At 63.8% G+C, this 20266-nt stretch carries 19 protein-coding genes and 1 pseudogene; 13 read left to right on the forward strand and 7 right to left on the reverse strand.

The features are described from left to right. Positions 1-36: 36 nt before the first annotated feature. The 7 genes from rfbB to PQT43_RS16130 all read left to right on the forward strand — a co-directional run bounded on the left by rfbB (position 37) and on the right by PQT43_RS16130 (position 7228). Complete coding sequence (gene rfbB / locus PQT43_RS16100; RefSeq protein WP_267269230.1) at positions 37-1119, forward strand: dTDP-glucose 4,6-dehydratase; 1083 nt, start codon at positions 37-39, stop codon at positions 1117-1119. Continuing rightward, positions 1116-1991, forward strand: coding sequence for a glucose-1-phosphate thymidylyltransferase RfbA (gene rfbA / locus PQT43_RS16105; RefSeq protein WP_221809947.1), 876 nt, complete (start codon positions 1116-1118; stop codon positions 1989-1991). Before rfbB ends, rfbA begins: the two co-directional genes overlap by 4 nt. Beyond that, a complete protein-coding gene (rfbC, locus tag PQT43_RS16110) occupies positions 1988-2533 on the forward strand; it encodes a dTDP-4-dehydrorhamnose 3,5-epimerase (protein ID WP_253084375.1) in 546 nt (181 codons plus the stop codon). Before rfbA ends, rfbC begins: the two co-directional genes overlap by 4 nt. Continuing rightward, positions 2530-3411 (forward strand): dTDP-4-dehydrorhamnose reductase, encoded by an 882-nt coding sequence (gene rfbD / locus PQT43_RS16115; RefSeq protein ID WP_253084376.1) that lies wholly within the window; start codon positions 2530-2532, stop codon positions 3409-3411. Before rfbC ends, rfbD begins: the two co-directional genes overlap by 4 nt. A gap of 34 nt (positions 3412-3445) precedes the next feature. Continuing rightward, positions 3446-5254 carry a sensor histidine kinase gene (locus PQT43_RS16120; RefSeq protein WP_253084377.1) on the forward strand — a complete coding sequence of 603 codons (1809 nt, stop codon included), beginning with the start codon at positions 3446-3448 and terminating at the stop codon, positions 5252-5254. A 74-nt stretch (positions 5255-5328) separates the two neighbouring features. Next, complete coding sequence (locus PQT43_RS16125) at positions 5329-6735, forward strand: sigma-54-dependent transcriptional regulator (RefSeq protein ID WP_253084378.1); 1407 nt, start codon at positions 5329-5331, stop codon at positions 6733-6735. Positions 6736-6772: 37 nt separating this feature from the next. Continuing rightward, positions 6773-7228 (forward strand): thioesterase domain-containing protein, encoded by a 456-nt coding sequence (locus PQT43_RS16130; RefSeq protein ID WP_110651137.1) that lies wholly within the window; start codon positions 6773-6775, stop codon positions 7226-7228. Between the two features lie 142 nt (positions 7229-7370). On the opposite strand, the gene cysQ is transcribed toward PQT43_RS16130, so the two are convergent. Together cysQ and nudE are read right to left on the reverse strand one after the other, a co-directional pair. Then, on the reverse strand, positions 7371-8198 hold the full coding sequence (cysQ, locus tag PQT43_RS16135; RefSeq protein ID WP_267270013.1) for a 3'(2'),5'-bisphosphate nucleotidase CysQ: 828 nt from the start codon (positions 8196-8198) through the stop codon (positions 7371-7373). Positions 8199-8209: 11 nt separating this feature from the next. Next, positions 8210-8776 carry an ADP compounds hydrolase NudE gene (gene nudE, locus PQT43_RS16140; protein WP_102862674.1) on the reverse strand — a complete coding sequence of 189 codons (567 nt, stop codon included), beginning with the start codon at positions 8774-8776 and terminating at the stop codon, positions 8210-8212. Between the two features lie 65 nt (positions 8777-8841). Here nudE and yrfG point away from each other — a divergent pair, with 65 nt between their 5' ends. Then, entirely contained in the window at positions 8842-9504 is a 663-nt protein-coding gene (gene yrfG / locus PQT43_RS16145) for a GMP/IMP nucleotidase (protein WP_267269229.1), read from the forward strand. 61 nt (positions 9505-9565) lie between these two features. On the opposite strand, the gene lysM is transcribed toward yrfG, so the two are convergent. Next, positions 9566-10006 carry a peptidoglycan-binding protein LysM gene (gene lysM, locus PQT43_RS16150; RefSeq protein ID WP_102862672.1) on the reverse strand — a complete coding sequence of 147 codons (441 nt, stop codon included), beginning with the start codon at positions 10004-10006 and terminating at the stop codon, positions 9566-9568. Between the two features lie 136 nt (positions 10007-10142). On the opposite strand from lysM, the gene PQT43_RS16155 reads away from it, so the two are divergent. The 4 genes and pseudogenes from PQT43_RS16155 (at position 10143) to PQT43_RS16170 (ending at position 14430) form a co-directional block, all read left to right on the forward strand. Next, complete coding sequence (locus PQT43_RS16155; protein WP_102862671.1) at positions 10143-11030, forward strand: LysR family transcriptional regulator; 888 nt, start codon at positions 10143-10145, stop codon at positions 11028-11030. Between the two features lie 181 nt (positions 11031-11211). Further along, positions 11212-11304: pseudogene (locus PQT43_RS16160) on the forward strand (formate dehydrogenase accessory sulfurtransferase FdhD); the annotation flags it as partial. A 4-nt stretch (positions 11305-11308) separates the two neighbouring features. Further along, positions 11309-13657: an FdhF/YdeP family oxidoreductase gene (locus PQT43_RS16165; protein ID WP_272754292.1), complete on the forward strand. Its 2349-nt coding sequence runs from the start codon at positions 11309-11311 to the stop codon at positions 13655-13657. A gap of 299 nt (positions 13658-13956) precedes the next feature. Beyond that, positions 13957-14430, forward strand: a complete 474-nt coding sequence (locus tag PQT43_RS16170; RefSeq protein ID WP_102862669.1) for a YMGG-like glycine zipper-containing protein — start codon at positions 13957-13959, stop codon at positions 14428-14430. 179 nt (positions 14431-14609) lie between these two features. On the opposite strand, the gene PQT43_RS16175 is transcribed toward PQT43_RS16170, so the two are convergent. The 4 genes from PQT43_RS16175 to PQT43_RS16190 form a co-directional block, all read right to left on the reverse strand. Beyond that, positions 14610-15044 carry an acyl-CoA thioesterase gene (locus tag PQT43_RS16175; RefSeq protein WP_102862668.1) on the reverse strand — a complete coding sequence of 145 codons (435 nt, stop codon included), beginning with the start codon at positions 15042-15044 and terminating at the stop codon, positions 14610-14612. 112 nt (positions 15045-15156) lie between these two features. Then, entirely contained in the window at positions 15157-17091 is a 1935-nt protein-coding gene (locus tag PQT43_RS16180; protein WP_253084380.1) for a RecQ family ATP-dependent DNA helicase, read from the reverse strand. 171 nt (positions 17092-17262) lie between these two features. Then, positions 17263-18393 (reverse strand): polysaccharide deacetylase family protein, encoded by a 1131-nt coding sequence (locus tag PQT43_RS16185; RefSeq protein ID WP_272754293.1) that lies wholly within the window; start codon positions 18391-18393, stop codon positions 17263-17265. Positions 18394-18460: 67 nt separating this feature from the next. Next, positions 18461-19633 (reverse strand): YfaP family protein, encoded by a 1173-nt coding sequence (locus PQT43_RS16190; protein ID WP_272754294.1) that lies wholly within the window; start codon positions 19631-19633, stop codon positions 18461-18463. A gap of 233 nt (positions 19634-19866) precedes the next feature. On the opposite strand from PQT43_RS16190, the gene PQT43_RS16195 reads away from it, so the two are divergent. Then, the gene (locus PQT43_RS16195; protein ID WP_253084382.1) at positions 19867-20220 is read left to right on the forward strand and encodes a DUF1493 family protein; all 354 of its coding nucleotides are present in this window, start codon (positions 19867-19869) and stop codon (positions 20218-20220) included. The last annotated feature ends 46 nt before the right edge of the window (positions 20221-20266 follow it).

Genomic DNA, 20266 nt, shown 5'->3' on the forward strand with positions numbered 1-20266 from the left:
GTAAATGATCGTTTTCAAGGACACAGGCCCTCCAACATGCGCATTCTCGTCACCGGCGGAGCCGGATTCATCGGCTCGGCTCTGGTCCGCCATCTGATCCAGCACACAGAACACGAAGTGCTGAACCTCGACAAACTGACCTACGCAGGCAACCTGGAGTCGCTGCACAGCATCGCCAGCGACAGCCGCTACGAATTCGTCAAGGCCGATATCGTCGACCAGGCCACCGTCAGTGCGGTGCTCGCACGCTTCCAGCCCCACGCGATCATGCACCTGGCGGCCGAGTCCCATGTCGACCGCTCCATCGACGGGCCGTCCGACTTCATCCAGACCAATATCGTCGGCACCTACAGCCTGCTGGAGGCAACCCGCGCTTACTGGCAGAAACTGCCTGAAGCGGAAAAGGCCGCTTTGCGCTTCCACCATATTTCCACCGACGAGGTCTATGGCGACCTGCACGGCGTCGACGACCTGTTCACCGAAACCACGCCCTACGCCCCCAGTTCGCCCTACTCCGCCAGCAAGGCTGCGTCCGACCATCTGGTCCGCGCCTGGCAGCGTACCTATGGCCTGCCGGTGCTGATCACCAACTGCTCCAACAACTATGGCCCGTTCCACTTTCCCGAGAAGTTGATCCCCCTGGTGATTCTCAACGCCCTCGCAGGCAAGCCGCTGCCGGTCTATGGCAATGGCCAGCAAGTGCGCGACTGGCTGTATGTCGAGGATCACGCTCGGGCGCTGTACAAGGTGGTGACCGAGGGTGTGGTCGGCGAGACTTACAACATCGGCGGCCATAACGAGCAGAAGAACATCGACGTGGTACGCGGCATCTGCAGCCTGCTGGAAGAACTGGCCCCGCAAAAACCCCCGGGCGTTGCCCACTACGCCGACCTGATCACCTTCGTCCAGGACCGCCCGGGCCACGACCTGCGCTACGCCATCGATGCCGGCAAGATCGAGCGGGAACTGGGCTGGGTGCCGGAAGAAACCTTCACCAGCGGACTGCGCAAGACTGTGCAGTGGTACCTGGAAAACCTCGAGTGGTGCCGTCGAGTACAGGACGGCAGCTACCAGGGCGAACGCCTGGGTTCCACCGACATCAAGGATCTGATTGCATGATTAAAGGCATTGTTCTGGCGGGCGGCTCCGGCACCCGTCTGCACCCCATCACCCTCGGTGTCTCCAAGCAACTGCTGCCGATCTACGACAAGCCGATGATCTATTACCCGATCTCGGTACTGATGCTGGCCGGCATCCAGGACATCCTGATCATCTCCACCCCCCAGGACTTGCCGCAGTACCGCAACCTGCTGGGTGACGGCAGCCAGTTCGGCGTGCGCTTGAGCTATGCCGAACAACCTTCACCGGATGGCCTGGCCCAGGCGTTCCTGATCGGCGAAGAGTTCATCGGCAATGACCCGGTGTGCCTGATCCTGGGCGACAACATCTTCCACGGACAGTACTTCGGCGAACAGCTGTGCGCTGCCGCCAAGCGCAGCTCCGGCGCTACGGTGTTCGGTTACTGGGTCAAGGACCCGGAGCGCTTCGGGGTCATCGACTTCGACAGCGAAGGCCGCGCCCTGTCCATCGAAGAGAAACCCAAGAAACCGAAATCCAGCTACGCGGTCACGGGTCTGTATTTCTATGACAACGACGTGGTGCAGATCGCCAAGGCAGTCAAGCCGTCGCCCCGTGGCGAACTGGAGATCACCGACGTCAACAACGCCTACCTCAAGCGTGGCGATCTGCATGTGGAGCGCTTTGGCCGGGGCTTTGCCTGGCTCGACACCGGCACCCACGATAGCCTGCTGGAGGCCTCGCAGTACGTGCAGACCATCGAGCACCGTCAGGGTTTGAAGGTCGCCTGTCTGGAGGAAATCGCCTACCAGAACCAATGGATCAGCCGTGAGCATCTGCTGGAGCGCGCCGCCTACTTTGGCAAGACCGGCTATGGCCAGTACCTCTTCACCCTGGCCGGGGAGACGCAATGAAGATCATTCCCACCGACCTGCCCGGCGTGCTGATCATCGAGCCCAAGGTGTTCGGCGACGAGCGTGGGTTTTTCTACGAGAGTTTCAATGCCAAGGCTTTCGCCGACGCCACCGGCCTGGATACTCAGTTCGTTCAGGACAACCATTCACGCTCGCAAAAAGGCGTGCTGCGTGGCCTGCACTATCAGTTGCAGAACACCCAGGGAAAACTGGTACGCGTGACACAGGGCGAAGTGCTCGATGTGGCTGTCGATATCCGTCGCAGCTCAGCACACTTTGGTCAATGGGTCGCCGTACGCCTCTCGGCCGAGAACCATCGCCAGCTTTGGGTTCCCGAAGGGTTCGCCCACGGTTTCGTGGTGCTCAGCGACTTTGCCGAGTTCCTCTACAAGACCACCGACTATTACAATCCCGCCGCCGAGCGCAGCATTCGCTGGGACGATCCGACCCTGGCCATTGACTGGGAACTCACCGAGCCCCCGCAATTGTCCGCCAAGGATCAGGCCGGCAGCCTGCTGGTCGAGGCCGATCTGTTCCCATGAGCACTCCCCTGAAAATCCTCATCAGCGGCCAGCACGGCCAGGTTTCCCGCGAGCTGCAGCAGCGGCTCGGCGACCTGGGCGAACTGGTGGTCCTTGGTCGAGACCAACTGGACCTGAGCCACCCGGAACAGATTCGCCAGCAGGTCCGCGCCATTGCTCCGCATCTGATCATCAACGCCGCCGCCCACACCGCCGTCGATCAGGCCGAAAGCGAGCCGGAGCTGGCCTTTGCGATCAACGCCACGGCCCCCGGGATCTTCGCCGAGGAAGCCCGGGCACTGGGTGTGCCACTGATTCACTACTCCACCGACTACGTGTTCGATGGCCACAAGGACACGCCCTATGTAGAGGAGGACGAGCCCAATCCGTTGGGGGTCTACGGCCAGAGCAAGCTGGCGGGCGAACGGGCCATCAACCTGGTACAGGGCCAGCACCTGATCCTGCGCACCAGCTGGGTCTATTCCAGCCATGGCAAGAACTTCCTGCTGACCATGCAGCGCCTGCTGCAGGAACGACCCGAGCTGCGGGTGGTGGCCGACCAGATCGGCGCGCCCACCTGGGCCGGCACCATCGCCAACAGCACGCGCGCCCTGATCGAACGCTGGCAGTCCGGGAATCAAGGCGCCTGGGGCACCTATCACCTCACCGCCCACGGCGAGACCTCCTGGTTCGGTTTCGCCCAGGCCATCGGCGAGCAGTTGCTGGCCCTGGACAAGCCTTGTGCGGTGCTCGAAGCCATCCCCTCCAGTGCTTACCCGACCCCGGCTCCCCGGCCGCTGAACTCACGCCTGGACTGCAGCCGCCTGGCTCGGGAATGGGGCGTGACCCAGCCGGACTGGCGCAGCGCACTGCGCGAGTGTCTTGCCGAGCAGGGCTAGGCATAATGCGCCTGTATCCACAGGCGCCCTTTCCATGACCGCACCTCTTCCCCGTCGTCCCCGCTGGCGCAGCCTGGCCCTGCTGGCCCTGTGCCTGGCGCCGTTGCTGTGGCCGCTGGAGCACTTGGCCGAGCGCTACTATCGCAACGAGCTGACCAGCCAGAATCGCCAGACCCTCGACCTCTACGTGGCCAACCTGCTGGGCACCCTGCACCGCTACGAAGTGCTGCCGCAGATCCTCGGCGACCTGCCGGCGCTGCGGGCGGTGCTGGGGGCCCCGGACGACGGCGTGACCCAGGGCAACGCCAACCGCCTGCTGAAAAACATCAGCGCCCAGACCGGCGCCGAAGTCATGTACCTGATGGACACCAACGGTAAGACCCTGGCGGCCTCCAACTGGGACAAGCACGACAGTTTCGTCGGGCGCAATTTCGCCTTCCGCCCCTATTTCAGCGAAGCCATGGCCGGACGCCTGGGACGGTTCTTCGGCCAGGGCACCACCTCGGCCAAGCGTGGCTACTTCTTCGCCGCTGCAGTACGCGACGGCGAACGGATGCTGGGCGTGCTGGTGGTCAAGGTGGACTTGGACCATACCGAAAGCCTGTGGGGCAAGACCCCGGAACAATTGCTGCTGACCGACCACAATGGTGTGGTGATCCTCACCTCGCGTCCTGAATGGCGCTTTCGTGCGACCCGACCACTGAGCGACGAGGAACGCCAGGCCATCGTCGCCATCCAGCCCTACCCAACCCGAGATCCGCGCCCACTGAGCCTCAATCCCGATGCCTGGCTGACCCAGACCCAGCAGATCGAGGAAACCCGCTGGAGCGTCAGCATCCTCGCCCCGCGCACCCTGATCGATCGCCCGGTGCGCACCGTGGTGGCGGTCGGCGCCGCTGCGCTGCTGGTGCTGATGCTGCTGCTCGGCCTGATGATGCAGCGCCGCCGCCACTACCTGGAGCGGATCGCCTTCGAAGCCAAGGCCCGGCGTGAGCTGGAAAGGCGCGTAGCCGAACGCACCAGCGATCTGGAGAGCCTCAACCGGCGCTTGAAACAGGAAGTGCTGGAACGCGAAACCGCCCAACAGGAACTGGTGCGCGCCCAGGACAATCTGGTCCAGGCCGGCAAGCTCTCGGCCCTAGGCACCATGTCGGCGAGCATCAGTCACGAACTCAACCAGCCCCTGGCCGCCATCCGCAGCTACGCGGAAAACGCCGAAGTGCTGCTGGACCACCAACGCACCGATGACGCCCGGGGCAACCTCAAGCTGATCAGCGAACTGACCGGGCGCATGGCCTCGATCATCGCCCACCTGCGGGCCTTCGCCCGGCGCGATCACCACGCCCCGGAAAGCGTCGCCCTGCAACCGGCCCTGGACGATGCCCTGGCCCTGCTGGCCAAGCGTCGCCGGGCCATGGAAGTGGAGCTGATCCGCGACCTGCCAGCCGCTACCCTGTGGGTCGAGGCCGGGGAAACCCGCCTGCGCCAGGTCCTCGGCAACCTGCTGGCCAACGCCCTCGACGCCCTGACCGAAAAGGGCCCGCCGCGCAAACTCTGGCTGAGTGCCGAGTCCACCGCCACAGGCGTCAATCTGTACATCCGCGACAACGGCCCGGGCTTCTGCATGGAGGCGCTGGGCCGCGCCGGCGAGCCGTTCTACACCACCAAGACACGGACCCAGGGCCTGGGCCTGGGCCTGGCGATCTGCGACACCCTGATGCGCGCCTTTGGCGGTGAACTGTCGTTCGCCAACCACCGTGAAGGCGGCGCCCTGATCACCCTGCGCCTGCGTGCCGGGGCCCCCGGCGTGAGCCTGCAGCCCTCCGAGGATCGCGGGGTATGAAACGCAGCGACAACTCGTTAGCCACCACGCCCGGCCCAACAATGCTGGCCACGACACGACCTGGAAAGTGACCGATGACCCGTCCCGACAGCCTCGACCCTCAGCTGCAAGTGGTGTTGATCGACGACGATCCGCACCTGCGTCAGGCCCTGAGCCAGACCCTGGACCTGGCCGGGCTCAAGGTGTTGTCCCTGGCCGAGGCCCAGGGCCTGGCCCCGCGCCTGGAGCGGGACTGGCCGGGGGTGGTGGTCAGCGACATCCGCATGCCCGGCATGGATGGCCTGGAACTGCTCAACCAATTGCATGCCCAGGACCCCGAGCTGCCAGTGCTGCTGATCACCGGTCACGGCGATGTGCCCCTGGCCGTGCAGGCGATGCGCGCCGGTGCCTATGACTTTCTGGAAAAGCCCTTCGCCAGCGATGCCCTGCTCGATAGTGTGCGCCGCGCCCTGGACTGGCGGCGCCTGGTGCTGGACAACCGCAGCCTGCGCCTGGCCCTCAGCGACCGCCAGGAACTGAGCGCGCGGCTGGTGGGTCAGTCAGCGCCGATGCTGCGTCTGCGCCAGCAGATCGGCGCCCTGGCGGCGACCCGCGCCGATGTGCTGATCCTGGGTGAAACCGGCGCCGGCAAAGAAGTGGTAGCCCGCGCCCTGCATGACCTCTCGGGGCGGCGCAACGGGCCGTTCGTGGCGATCAACGCCGGAGCATTGGCCGAGTCGGTGGTGGAAAGCGAACTGTTCGGCCACGAACCGGGAGCCTTCACCGGCGCGCAGAAACGCCGCATCGGCAAGTTCGAATTCGCCAACGGCGGCACCCTGTTCCTCGACGAAATCGAAAGCATGAGCCTGGATGTCCAGGTCAAGCTGCTGCGCCTGCTGCAGGAGCGGGTGGTGGAACGCCTGGGGGGCAACCAGCTGATCCCCCTGGACATCCGCATCATCGCCGCGACCAAGGAAGACCTGCGCCAGGCCGCGGACCAGGGCCGCTTCCGCGCCGACCTTTACTACCGCCTGAACGTGGCCCCGTTGCGCATTCCGCCACTGCGCGAGCGAGGCGAGGACATACTGATGCTGTTCCAGCACTTTGCCGACGAGGCCAGTACCCGCCACGGCCTGCCACCCCAGGAACTGCAACCCGGGCATCGTGCCCTGCTGTTGCGCCATAGCTGGCCGGGCAACGTGCGGGAACTGCAGAACGCTGCTGAGCGCTTCGCCCTGGGTCTGGAACTGGCCCTGGACAACAACGAGCCGGAGCAGGCTGCCATCGCCTCCCCGACGTTGATTGCCGGCGGTCTGAGCGAACAGGTGGAACACTTCGAAAAGAGCCTGATCGCCGCCGAACTGACGCAACCCCACAGTTCGATGCGCAGCCTTGCCCAGGCCCTGGGCATTCCACGCAAGACCCTGCACGACAAGCTGCGCAAACACGGCTTGAGCTTCGCCGACGGCGGCGCCAGCCACTCCAGCGATGAATCCGAATGAGCCGCACCGTCAACCCTTCGTCCCTTGAGGCCCGTGCATGAACCGCGACAGTCGCTACCTGGAATCCATCCTTCACCACGACATTCCCCTGACCCGGGACATGGGCCTGAAGGTGCTCGACTGGCAGGCGCAGCAACTGCGCCTGCAACTGCCGCTGGACGCCAACGTCAACCACAAGAGCACCATGTTCGGCGGCAGCCTGTACTGCGGTGCGGTGCTGGCCGGTTGGGGCTGGCTGCATTTGCGGCTCAAGGAAGAAGGGATAGATGACGGGCATATCGTCATCCAGGAAGGGCAGATCAGTTACCCGCTACCGGTCACCGGCGATGCGGTGGCGATCTGCACCGCGCCTGATGACAAGCTCTGGAAGAAGTTCCTTGCGATGTACCAGCGCCACGGTCGTGCCCGCCTGACCTTGCACAGCCGTGTGGTCAACGTCGGCAGCGAAGACGACGCCGTACGCTTTGCCGGTCAGTACGTCCTGCACCGCTGACCCGTTTCGCAACCTGCTCAAATCTGTAGGAGCTGGCTTGCCAGCGAAGAGGCCGGAAATGCTTGCACAGGGCTCAAGGGCCCCTTCGCCGGCAAGCCGGCTCCTACACAAAAGGTGGCAGAGGCAAGTCGCCGTGGGGCGATCAGGCGCGGGCCAGCTCCAGCAGTTTGCCGCGCCACGGAGCCTTGGCCGGCAGCGCCAGGAAGAAGCCGTTGAGCAATGACTCCCGCGGTGGATAGCAGAACGGCGCACCGGCAAGATCCAGCACTTCGCCACCCGCCCCTTCGAGTACACCCTGGGCCGCCGCGGTGTCCCATTGGGAAGTCGGCGCCAGGCGCGGATAACAGTCCGCCGCGCCTTCGGCCAGCAGGCAGAACTTCAGCGAGCTGCCGATATTGGCCAATTGCAATTCACCCAGGGCAGCACTCAAGCCACCCAACAAGCGCTCCTGCTCCGGGCTCGAATGGCGCCGACTGGCCACCACGGTAAAGGCCTCGCCAACACCTGGCTGTTCACGCACCTGGATCGCTTGCGGCGCCTGCCCCTGATCCACACGCCAGGCGCCAAGGCCAGCACCACCGAGATAACAACGGCCATTGGTGGGCATCGACACCACGCCAAACACCACACGCCCCTCTTCGATCAGGGCGATGTTGACGGTGAACTCTTCACTGCCGGAAATGAACTCCTTGGTGCCATCCAGCGGGTCCACCAGCCACCAGCGCTGCCAACCGGCCCGAGTGGTCTGGGGAATGTCGGCATCTTCTTCGGACAGCACCGGGATGCTCGGGTCCAACGCCGTCAGGCCAGCCACGATCAAGTGATGGGCCGCAAGGTCGGCGGCGGTCACCGGCGACTCGTCAGCCTTGTGGTTGACCGCCACGTCGGCGCGCCAGAACGGCAGGATCGCATCGCCAGCGCGCAAGGCCAGCTCGGCCACCGGCGCCAATAAAGGATGGGGAAAATTCATCGCGTTCATGCTCATGCTGGAAAGGCTCCGCGCTGGCTCAGCAGGTCGCGGGTCAGGTACAGCGCGGCCAGGGCCCGGCCTTCGCTGAATTGAGGATTCTGCGCCAGGCTGGCCAGCTCGCGCAGGTTGACCTTGTCGACCCGCATCGGCTCCGGCTCATCGCCCTCCAGGCGCTCTTCATACAAATCGGTGGCCAACACCACCTGGATCTTCTGGCTCATGTAGCCCGGGGACAGCGACAGCTCGGTCAGATGCTCCAGTTGCCGCGCGCCAAACCCGGCTTCCTCCTTGAGTTCACGCTCGGCCGCCGCCAGCACATCTTCACCCGGCTCGATCAGGCCCTTGGGCAGTGACAGTTCGTAGGCGTCGGTACCGCCGCAATACTCCTCCACCAGCACCGCATGCTCGGCATCGAGCATGGCCACGATCATCACCGCGCCATAACCCGCCCCTTTGCCTACCAGGCGCTCATAGGTGCGCTCGACGCCATTGGAAAACCGCAACTGCACCTCTTCGACACAGAACAGACGACTGGTGGCGACGATCTCGCGGGCGAGTACAGTGGGTTTCTGGCGCATAGCGGGCTCCTTGGCGATAGCGGGTTACTATACAGACTGTTTTCTTACCGCTGGAGAAGTGTTCAATGGCCCTGCTGCCCTGGTGCGATATCGATACCGTCCTGCTGGATATGGACGGCACCCTGCTGGACCTGCACTACGACAACCACTTCTGGATGGAACACTTGCCCCAGCGCTACGCCGAGTTGCACGGGGTCAGCCTGGCCATGGCCGAGCTGGAACTGCAACCGCTGTTCGAACGCAACGCTGGCCAATTGCAGTGGTATTGCCTGGACTTCTGGAGTACCGAGCTTGCGCTCTCGGTGCGTGAACTGAAGCTGGAGACGGCTCACCTGATCGCCCTGCGACCGGATGCCGACACCTTTCTCGCGGCGATCAAGAAAGCCGGCAAGCGGGTGATCCTGATCACCAACGCTCATCGTGATTCCTTGTCATTGAAGCTGGAGCGGATCGAGCTGGCGCCTTACTTCGAGCGCCTGATCAGTTCCCACGACTACGGGTTCCCCAAGGAGAATCCACAGTTCTGGGATGCACTGCAGGCCGATATTCAGTTCGATCCGGCCCGCAGCCTGTTTATCGACGACACCCTGCCGATTCTGCGCAGCGCGCGGGATTTCGGCGTAGCGCAGTTGCTCGCGGTGAGCCAGCCGGACAGCCGCAAAGGGCCGAAGGATACGGCGGAGTTCGCGGCGGTGGGAGATTACCGGGAACTGATCGAAGGGCTGTGAAACCCTTCGCGGGCGATCCCGCTCCGGCACTGGGAGCGGCATCGCCGGCGAAGAGGGTCGATCATTCAGGGATGCGCAACACCTGGCCCGGGTAGATCTTGTCCGGGTGGGACAGCAGCGGCTTGTTGGCCTCGAAGATCTTGTTGTACTTGTTGGCGTCGCCGTATTGCACCTTGGCGATGGCGCTCAGGGTATCGCCCTTCTTCACGGTGACGAACACCGCAGAAACCACCACGGGACCGGTCACCGTAATCTGGTCCTCGACACTGCTGACACCGGCGATGTTGCCCAGGGCCAGAAGGATTTTTTCCTTCTCTTCCTGGCTCGCCACCTCACCGCTGACGATCACCTTGTCGCCTTCCACCGTGGCATGGACATTGGGATTGCCCAGGCCGACCTTTTCGATGTGCTCCTTGAGCTGCTCGCTGGCATTGGCATTGCCCGGGGTCAGCAGGTCGATCAGTTTTTCACCGGCTTCTTTCACAAAGCTGAAAATGCTCATGTCGCACACTCCTTGGTTGATAGATCCAGACGCGAAAGACTAGACCAGCCTGGAACAATGAGGTTCCCGGGCGACCAATGACCCAAGGCCCAGCCACCACGGTAGAATCCCGGCCTTTTGCCGCTCCGGAGCGAAGATGGACCTCAAGCAGCTGAAATTCCTCATCGCCCTCGACGAAACCCGCCACTTCGGCCAGGCCGCCGCGCGCTGTCATATCACCCAGCCAACCCTGTCCATGCGCCTGCGCAGCCTCGAGGAAGAACTCGACCTGCCCCTGGTCAACCGTGGCCAGCGCTTCGAAGGCTTTACCGCTCCTGGCGAACGGGTGCTGGCCTGGGCCCGGAGCGTCATGACCGCCTATGACGGCTTGCTGGCAGAGGCCGCCGCGTGCCGGGGCAATCTGGTGGGCACCCTGCGCCTGGGGGTGGTGCCGCTGTCGAGCTTCGACCCTCTGCCGTTGATGCAGCGCCTGCATGCCGAACACCCGAACCTGCGCTTCGAACTCTCGTCACTGAGCTCGGAGCAGATCCTCGAACAGTTGGCGAGCAATCGTCTGGACCTGGGCGTGTCCTACCTGGATCGCCTGGACAGCGAGCACTTCGACTTCCTGACCCTGGACCCGACCCACATGGGCCTGCTCTATGACCAGCGGTATTTCAGCTTCGGCGAACAGCCCTTGAGCTGGGAGGCGCTGATCGAGTTGCCCCTGGGCCTGCTCACCAGCGGCATGCACTTTCGCCAGTCCATCGACCACCACTTCCACATTCGCGGGCTGCAGCCGCAACCGGTACTGCAGACCGATGCCGTCCATCAATTACTGCGCATGGTCCACGGCGGCCTGTGCTGCGCAGTGATGCCCCTGGACAGCGGCCTGGAGATCGTCACCGAACACTTGCGCCTGCATCCCATCGCCGACGCCCAAACCCTGGCCCGCCTGGGCCTGATCATGCGCCGCAGCGCGCCGCGCTCAGCCCTGGCGCAAGCCTGCTTTACCCTCTACCAGGAATCCTTCAGCCCTTCTTGATCGACGCCATCTATCAATAGATCAGTACTAGCAATTAGACGCGACACAATGCCGCGCTTAGTCTTGGGACCCGATGGCCGCTGGTCCCTCATTCAATGCCAGCCCAGGCAACTCCCGCCCTCGCGCTCGGCGCCAGCCAGACCCACAGACGCCTTGAGCGCCCGCCAGCGCAGACACCCGCCAGGCCGGGCAATGGCCGCGTCATCACCGCCTCAACCTTGTCCACCTGCCGCAGAACCGTGCGCCGCGGGTCCACAGCCCCGCGATGGAGAACCCCTGTGAGTACACACAACCAAGCCGATCAGACACCCGTTGCCCGCTACAAGCCCTACAAGGGCCCGGCCGGTGGCTGGGGTGCCCTGATCAGCGTGGCCCTGGCCTGGCTGACCAGCGACAACGCCCTGAAGAACATCCGCATGATGCTCAAGACCAACCAGAACGGCGGCTTCGACTGCCCGGGCTGCGCCTGGGGCGATTCGCCGGAAAGCGGCATGGTCAAATTCTGCGAGAACGGCGCCAAGGCGGTGAACTGGGAAGCCACCAAGCGCCGGGTAGACGCGGCCTTCTTCGCCAAGCACAGCGTCACCTCCCTGCTGGAACAAAGTGATTACTGGCTGGAGTACCAGGGCCGGCTGACCGAGCCGATGCGCTACAACGCCGAAACCGACCGCTACCAACCCATCAGCTGGGAAAACGCCTTCAGCCTGATCGCCCAGCACCTGCACAACCTGCCCAGCCCGGACATGGCCGAGTTCTATACCTCGGGCCGGGCCAGCAACGAAGCGGCGTACCTGTATCAACTGTTCGTCCGCGCCTACGGCACCAACAACTTCCCCGACTGTTCGAACATGTGCCACGAGGCCAGCGGCGTAGCCCTGGCGCAAAGCGTCGGGGTCGGCAAAGGCACCGTGACCTTCGACGATTTCGAACATGCGGACGCGATTTTCGTCTGGGGCCAGAACCCCGGCACCAACCACCCGCGGATGCTCGAACCGCTGCGCGAAGCGGTGAAACGCGGTGCCCAAGTGGTGTGTATCAACCCGCTAAAAGAGCGTGGCTTGGAACGCTTCCAGCATCCGCAGAACCCGCTCGAAATGCTCACCAACGGCAATCGCCCGACCAACACCGCCTACTTCCGCCCGGCCCTGGGCGGCGACATGGCGCTGCTGCGCGGCATGGCCAAGTTCCTCCTGCAATGGGAACGCGATGCGCAGAAAGCCGGCGCAGAATCGGTGTTCGACCACGACTTCCTCAATGCCCACACCGCCCACGTCCTCGATTACCTGGGCACCCTCGACGACACCCCTTGGGAGCAGATAGTCGAGCAGTCCGGCCTGACCCTGGTGGAAATCGAGCAGGCAGCGCGCATGTACGCCAAGGGCAAGAACGTGATCATGTGCTGGGCCATGGGCATCACCCAGCACCGCCACTCGGTGCCGACCATCCAGGAAATCGCCAACCTGATGCTGCTGCGGGGCAACGTCGGCAAGCCCGGCGCCGGGCTATGCCCGGTGCGTGGCCACAGCAACGTGCAGGGCGACCGCACCATGGGCATCAACGAGCGCCCGCCGGTGGCCTTCCTCGATGCCCTGGAGCGGCGCTTCCAGTTCAAAGTGCCGCGCGACAACGGCCACAACGTGGTCGAGGCGATCCACGCCATGCTCGAAGGCCGCTCCAAGGTGTTCATCGGCCTGGGCGGCAACTTTGCCCAGGCCACCCCGGACAGCCCGCGGACCTTCCAGGCCCTGAGCAATTGCGACCTCACCGTGCAGATCAGCACCAAGCTCAACCGCAGCCACCTGGCCCACGGCAAGGACGCGCTGATCCTGCCGTGCCTGGGTCGCACCGACATCGACCTGCAGGCCGGCGGCCCGCAAGCGGTGACCGTGGAAGACTCCTTCAGCATGGTCCACGCCTCCAACGGCCAATTGCAGCCACTGTCGTCGCAGATGCGCTCCGAGCCGTGGATCGTCGCGGGCATGGCTGCCGCGACCCTGGGCAGCCAGCCGGTGGACTGGAACTGGCTGGCGGCGGATTACGGGCGTATCCGCGACCTGATCGCCGATACCATTCCCGGCTTCAAGGACTTCAATGAACGACTCAAGCACCCGGGCGGTTTCTACCTGGGCAACAGCGCCGGTTCGCGCCAGTGGAACACCCCTTCGGGTCGGGCCAATTTCCGCGCCAACCTGCTGCCCAAGGACCTGATCCACGAACGCACCCGGGCCACCGGCCAACTGCCGGATCTGATCCTGCAGTCCATGCGTTCCCACGATCAGTACAACACCACCATCTACGGCCTCGATGACCGCTACCGCGGGGTCAAGGGCCAGCGCGACGTGCTGTTCGCCAACGAAGCGGACATCATCCGCCTGGGCTTCAAGCCGGGGCAGAAAGCCGACATCGTTTCCCTGTGGGATGACGGCCGCGAGCGTCGGGTCAAGGGCTTCACCTTGCTGGCCTTCGACATCCCGGCCGGCCAGGCTGCAGCCTACTACCCGGAAGTGAACCCGCTGGTGCCCCTGGAAAGCACCGGCGACGGCAGCCACACCCCGACGTCCAAGTTCATCGCCATCCGCCTTGAGGCGGCCAGCGACAACGGCCTGATCATGGCTCGCTCGGCCTGATTCATGAGTTGAGGGCCTCTGCGCTGGCAAGCCAGCTCCTACAGTTAGCGCGTGAATCGTAGGAGCCGGCTTGCCGGCGAAAGCCGCTGCGCAGCCTTGAACCGCAGGCACAAAAAAGGCCGCTTTGTTAACAAAGCGGCCATTCCGAAGTAACTAAAGACCGGCGAAATTCACTTAAGTTCCACAATAAAAACAGTAAGTTACGAGATTGTGTACAACTCGTGCTATTCGTCGGATTTCGTTTGTAAGCGGCGTGGCCCGGCCTCAGGATCGCGCCGTCATCCCTTTGAGGCTCCTGTATGAAGTTCTCCTCGATTCTCTTGTTGTCCCTTGGCCTGGTCAGCGGCGTTGCCTCTGCCGGTGGCACCGTTGAAGCTGGTGTGGGCGGCGCATTGGGTGGGGTTCTAGGCTCGGTGGTCGGTCAGCAGATCGGCGGCAACACCGGTTCGGCCATTGGTGCGGCCCTGGGCGGTGCCGGCGGTAGCGCGGTGGGTGCGGACAAACGCAGCCGTGGCCAGGCAGCCATTGGTGGCGCCCTGGGCGCAGCCGGCGGCAACGTGGTAGGCCGCAGCATGGGCGGCAATACCGGCAGCCTGATCGGCGCCGCGGCAGGCGGTGGCGCCGGCGGTGCACTGGGCAACTACATGGGCAACGAAAGCGCCCGGGAAGATCGCGACTACCGTGGTCGCGATGACCGCCGCTACTACCGCGACGGCCACCGTGGCCGTGGCCATGCCTACGGGCATCGCAAGCACCGTCACTATCGCGACTGACCCCCCGCCCTGTAGCCGCTGCCGCAGGCTGCGCACGAGGCCGCAGGCCTCGCCAAGCCAGGCGCTGCGGTGGGTCAGTTGCCCCGCGGATTCAGGTTTGGCGTCTCCTGCGGAGCCGATCGCAGCCTTCGGCAGCGGCTACAAGTGCCAGTGCCGGGGTTGAGATCGAGTATCGAAGTTCACGCCAGCAGCAGGCGCTCCAGAGCCGCTCGCAATGCGGGCGGAATCGGCACCGGCTGGTTCGACCGCCGATCGACGAATACATGGACGAAACGTCCAGCCGCACAGGCATCCGCCTCTCCCGCCTTGAACACCGCCAGTTCGTACTGCACCGAACTGTTGCCCAGCTTGCCGACCCGCAGGCCGATCTCGATACGTTCGGGAAAGGCGATGGACGCAAAGTAGTCGCAGGCCGAGCTGACCACGAATCCCACCACCTCGCCATCATGGATATCCAGGCCGCCCTGTTCGATCAGGTAGGTGTTCACCGCCGTGTCGAAGAAGCTGTAGTAGGTGACGTTATTCACATGGCCGTAGACGTCGTTGTCGTGCCAGCGGGTGATGATCGGCTGGAAGTGGCGATAGTCGCCACGTTGCGGCATAGGCTCGGACATCGGGGCTCTCTCCCTTGGATTGAAGGCCGGGCGATCGGTTGATCGCCCGGCATTTCACCGCAGACAGCCAAGCCTGGGCAAACCCTTTTGCGTCCATTGCACCGGTGGCTTGTCAGGCGGCCAGATGAGCCTCGCACCACTCACGCACGGCAGCGTATGGATAGTCCTCCAGTGCCGCGAACCCGGGAATGCTGCGGGCCTTGAGCTTGGTGAACAAAGGCACGCTGATGCCGCAGAGAAAGCGCGTCAGCCGCTCTGCGCCCGGCACATCGCCGGTGTGCTGCTGATGCCTGTGGATAAAATCGCCGCACAACCCGTTGAAGTTTTTATCCACAAGCGCGGGCAACGCGGGTGGCTCCGGCAGTCGTGCCACCTGGCCGTGACAGACCGAGCAATGCCCACAACGCTGGGGCGCCTGATCGTCACCAAAATACTGCGCCAGGCGTTGCCCCAGGCACTGTTCGGTGGCGAACAGGTCGAGCATGGCGTGAATCCGCGCTATTTCGCTGCCTTCGTGCCGGGTGAAATAAGCATGCAGATCAGTGCTCAAGGCAGCGGCATCGAAGTGGGTTTGCAGCAGGCTGTAGACCTCGGTCATCTGCTTGCTTTCCAGCTCCACCCAACCCTTCTCCTGGAAATAATCCAGGGCCTTGACCACCCGGTTGCGCGGCGCCTGGTACTGCTCGTAGAGCGCGTCGAAATTCACCGTGGCCCAGGTCCGGGCCCGGCTGGAGGTGTTGATGATGGCCTGGACAAAGTCCCGGCGCTCGCCTTCGAAACGCGCCAGCAAGGCCTCGGGCTCCAGCAGCAACTTGAAGCGGTACTCGGCGAAATAGGCATAGCGTGGGGCGATCAGGCCCCGCAGTTCCAACTGCACCAACAGGGTCTTGAGCGGCAACTGGCGGATGTTGCTCTGGTCCGCCAGGGGCCCGAGCAGGAACTCCCATTGTCCTTCCGCCACCGAGGCCTGCAGTTCATCCAGCACACAGCGGATGCCGCTCAACTCCGGGGTGTCGCCATAGACGAAGTTCTCCAGCACGTTGAGGCTGTCGCGGTTGGCCAGCACCAGGCAGTCCGAAGGCTGGCCGTCGCGCCCGGCGCGGCCGATTTCCTGGCTGTAGTTCTCGATGGACTTGGGCAGATCGAAGTGCACCACGTTACGGATGTCGCTCTTGTCGATGCCCATACCGAAGGCGATGGTGGCGACGATGCAGTTACTGCGCCCTTCCATGAACCGGCGCTGGATCGACTCGCGCTGATCGTGGGGCAGACCCGCGTGGTAGGCCTCGGCGGCGATACCCTGGCGGCTCAAGTGCTCGGCGATCTGTTCGGCGGTCTTTTGCAGGGTCACGTAGACAATGCTTGGCTGCCCGGCCCGTTCACCCATCCACTGCACCAGGCGCCGGCGCTTGTCCGCGCCGCGCACCGGTTCCACCAGCAGGTTGAGGTTGGGCCGGTAGAAGCCGGTGGTCACCACGTCGGCAGCATCAATGGCGAACTTGGCCTGCATATCGGCGATCACCTTGGGCGTCGCCGTGGCCGTCAGCAGCAGGGCCTGGGGAATGTTGAACTGGCGCTGGTAGTCCGGCAGTTTCAGGTAGTCGGGACGGAAGTTGTGGCCCCATTCGGAGATGCAGTGGGCCTCGTCCACCACCAGCAGGGAGATGGGCACCTGCTGCAAGAAATTGCGGAAGCGCTCGTTCTTCAAACGCTCCACCGAGATCATCAGGATCTTCAGTTCACCGGAGCGGGCCCGGGCCATGACGTCATTGGCTGCATCGCGGCTCTGGGCCGAATCAATGCTGGCGGCGGCAATGCCATGACGCTGGAGAAAGGCCAACTGATCCTGCATCAACGCCAGCAGCGGCGAGACCACCAGAGTCAGGTGCGGCAGCAGCAAGGCCGGCAATTGGTAGCACAGGGACTTGCCGGAGCCGGTGGGAAAGATTGCCGCCGCCGAGCGCCCAGCCAGCACCGCACTGACTGCGGCCTCCTGACCCGGACGAAACTGTGGATAACCGAAGACCTGTTCGAGGGTGCTGTGCATAAGGGTCACTCCTTTGACCGCTGACCTGTCCTTGAAGACTAGCGGCACAGGTCGGCGGTTCGAGAAAAGGTCGCAGGAAAACAGATACCGGATGATACCGGGCGGGAGCACTTTCACCGGCAAGCCGGCTCCTACCCAGGAGTCGGCTGGCCGACAAAAGGGAGCCTGGGCCTAGCGCAAGGTTCGGCAGTCCAGCCATCGCACACCATTGTGCCGATTGGCCTCAAGCAGTGCCGGCACCGCCTGGGCGGCCTTGGCGTGGGTGTCATGGAACAGGATGATGCCGCGCCGCCAGAGCAGCATCAGGGTCTGCACCCGCTGGGCTGCTGCTGCGGCGCTGACCTTTTTGCTCCAGTCCTGGGAGTCGATGTTCCACAGCATCAGTTGCAGCCCCTGGGCCTTGAAGAAGTCGGCACTGTCAGCGCGTCGCTGCCCATAGGGCGGACGAAACAGCGGCTGGTATTCATCCGCCAGAGTGCGGTTGGCCAGGTTTGCGCTGTGGATCACCGAATGCTGCCACTCGCTCCACGAGGCGTGGGACTTGTGTTCCCAACCGTGTACGCCCACACACTGGCCATCGTACAACTGGCGCATCTGCCCTGCCGAAGATTGACTCAGGCGCGCCTGAAACGAGTCCCCCAGAACAAAGAACAGGCTATGCAGATCCTTGGATCGCAGCACATCGATCAGTTGATCGGTATGCCCACCCCGCAGGCTCGGCCCGTCATCGAAGGTCAGCAGAAACTCCCGGTCCGCCAGCTCGTCCCCCAGGCGTTCCGTCGGCCCCATGCGCTGGATCTCGCTGCTGACGATGGGGAACAGCGCCGCCAGGCGCAGTTGCTCGTTCAGGTACTGCTGATGAAACCGGGTGCTGGCCTCGGCCCACGCCCCATAAGTGGATTTACTCTCCCCGGTAAAACTGGCCACCAGTTGCCGCAGCTCACCGAGATTGCGTACAGGGAGGCAGAACGGCGTACCTTCACAGTCCCGGCTGGCCAAGCGGTAGTTGTTCAACAGCAACTCCCAGAAGCGCTGGCGCACCTGATTCACTGACTTCAGATCCAGTTGCCTGACTCCTAGCCGCTGCTTCAAGGCTTGTTCGTCCAAGGCTTCGCTGGCCAGCAGCGCTTTGCCGAACATCAGAATCTCGCCCCGTGAGGCGGTGTCGAATTCCGCCGTGCTGGTCAGGGCATTCGGCCAGCCACTGCGGTCGATGGTGGCGAACACCTGCGGCCCGGCCGCCCGGGCCACGCCGCTGGACAGACACAGCGCCAGCAGCCAGGGGAGAACACCAATTCGCATACCAACCTCCATAAATGCACAACGCGCCACTGTCGGCGCGTTGTGGAGATAACTTCTGCCTGTGTGATCAGCGGTTTTGCAGCCGCTCAATGGCCTTGTCATACACCGGGTTGGCCTTTTGTTCCCGGGCTTTGTGGTAGTGCTCAAGCGCCATGGCCAACTGCCCGGCGTCTTCATAGATGCGCGCCATGTCGTAGTAGGCACTGGCGCGAATGGTCGATGCGGCCGGGCCACTGGCCAGGGCGATGGCCTTGCGGTCCGCGGCTATGGCGTCGTCGGGGCGGCTGTTCTTGCGATTGGCCAGGGCCAGGTTGCTGTAGGCCTGGGCAAAGCCCGGGTCGAGCTCGATGGCTTCGCTGTAGAGGATCCGCGCCCCGCCGAAATCGCCCTTGCGGTAGGACTCCTCGCCTTTAAGGTTGAGGCTCTTGGCATCCACCGGCCCGAAGTCCGCGCCCACCACTTCATCGATGGACTTGGCATTTTCCAGCAGCGGGTCGAGCACGCTCATGACCGATTCCGGCTCCTCGCTGCCTAGCAGCAGCCGATCGATATCCTGCAGGCGGCCATCGGCGGTCAGGCGAAACACCACCCACAGATTGCCCTTGCGGTTCTGCGGCACGCGGTAGCTGCGGATCAGCGCAGGGCCTTTATAGACAAAGACCCGCGCCTGGCTGCGGCCCAGGCGCAACGCTTCGTAGCTGGTGCTGTTGGTGAAGTCGTGCACGGCAAAGACGTAGGCGTCGCCCGGCACACGCTGGTCGATGGTGATGGTTTCCGGGCGGCTGCTGTCGCTGCTGTCCGATTCCAGGCGAGCTCCGGGCCCCTTGCCGGTGGCGAAGTACAACAGCTTGTGGGGATAACTCAGATGGGCATCGAGGTCCTCCCCCGGCTCGCTCCAGCTCAGCACTATTCGCAGGCTTTCCGGGTTGTCCAGCAGCGGACTCAGGGCGTAATTCAACCCCTGGCACGGGCACTTGGCCCGCAGGTCGGCGTAGCCGGTTTTACGGATCAGCAACTCACTGGCCGGCGAATCGGCCACCTGAGCCGTCAGGGTGACCCGGCCCTGGGCATCGGTGCTGCCTGCAACCTGAGTCGCGCCCTGTTGCACCTGCACCTGGGCATCGGCCAGCGGCGCGCCCTTGGCCAGCGCATCCAGCACCTGGATCGACAGCGCCTGAGCCTGTACCGAGCTCGCCAGCATCCCTAGCCACAACAGCGCCGCAAGGCGAAAAAAAGCCATAACAAAATCCCTGTAAATAAGGGTGACCGGGCCTCTGCCCCGGCCCACCAGCCAGCGGCGAACCATACACAGTTTTGCCCGCCAATGCTCGGTCCAACCAGGGAAATACCGGGCAAAAAAACAGTGCCGATCTCTCGAAATGGCCCGCTGGCGCAACCACTTGGTGACTTGCAACTCAGCCGGAGAATCACCGTACACTCCACCTTCTCAAACGCCGCAAGTGAACTCCGATCATGCAACTGGCCCCCAGCTTTCCCGACGACGCCACCATGCGCCAACTGCTGCAGTTGCTGCATGAAGAAATCGGCCTACCCGAGCGCAAGACCCTGCGCCTGAGCACCGCCATCAACCTCGACCTGGGCTGCGACGGCGCCGATGCCCGGCATTTGCTGCAGGCCCTGGAAGAGCAGTTCGTGATCGATTTTGTCGACTTCGACAGCTATCGCTACTTCCAGCCAGAAGGCTTCGACCCATTTCAGAAACGCCGGGCCAAGGGCCGGGGCGACAAGGTGCCGCTGACCATCGGCATGCTGTACCAGGCGATCAGGCAACAGCGCTGGGACACCCAGGTGCTGGAAGCGCTCTAACCCCGGCAGGGTCAAATCCAACCTCGAACAACATCCGCGGCAGCGC

It is taken from the genome of Pseudomonas sp. BLCC-B112 (genome assembly GCF_028550695.1).
In the GTDB taxonomy this organism is placed as follows: Bacteria; Pseudomonadota; Gammaproteobacteria; order Pseudomonadales; family Pseudomonadaceae; genus Aquipseudomonas; species Aquipseudomonas danubii.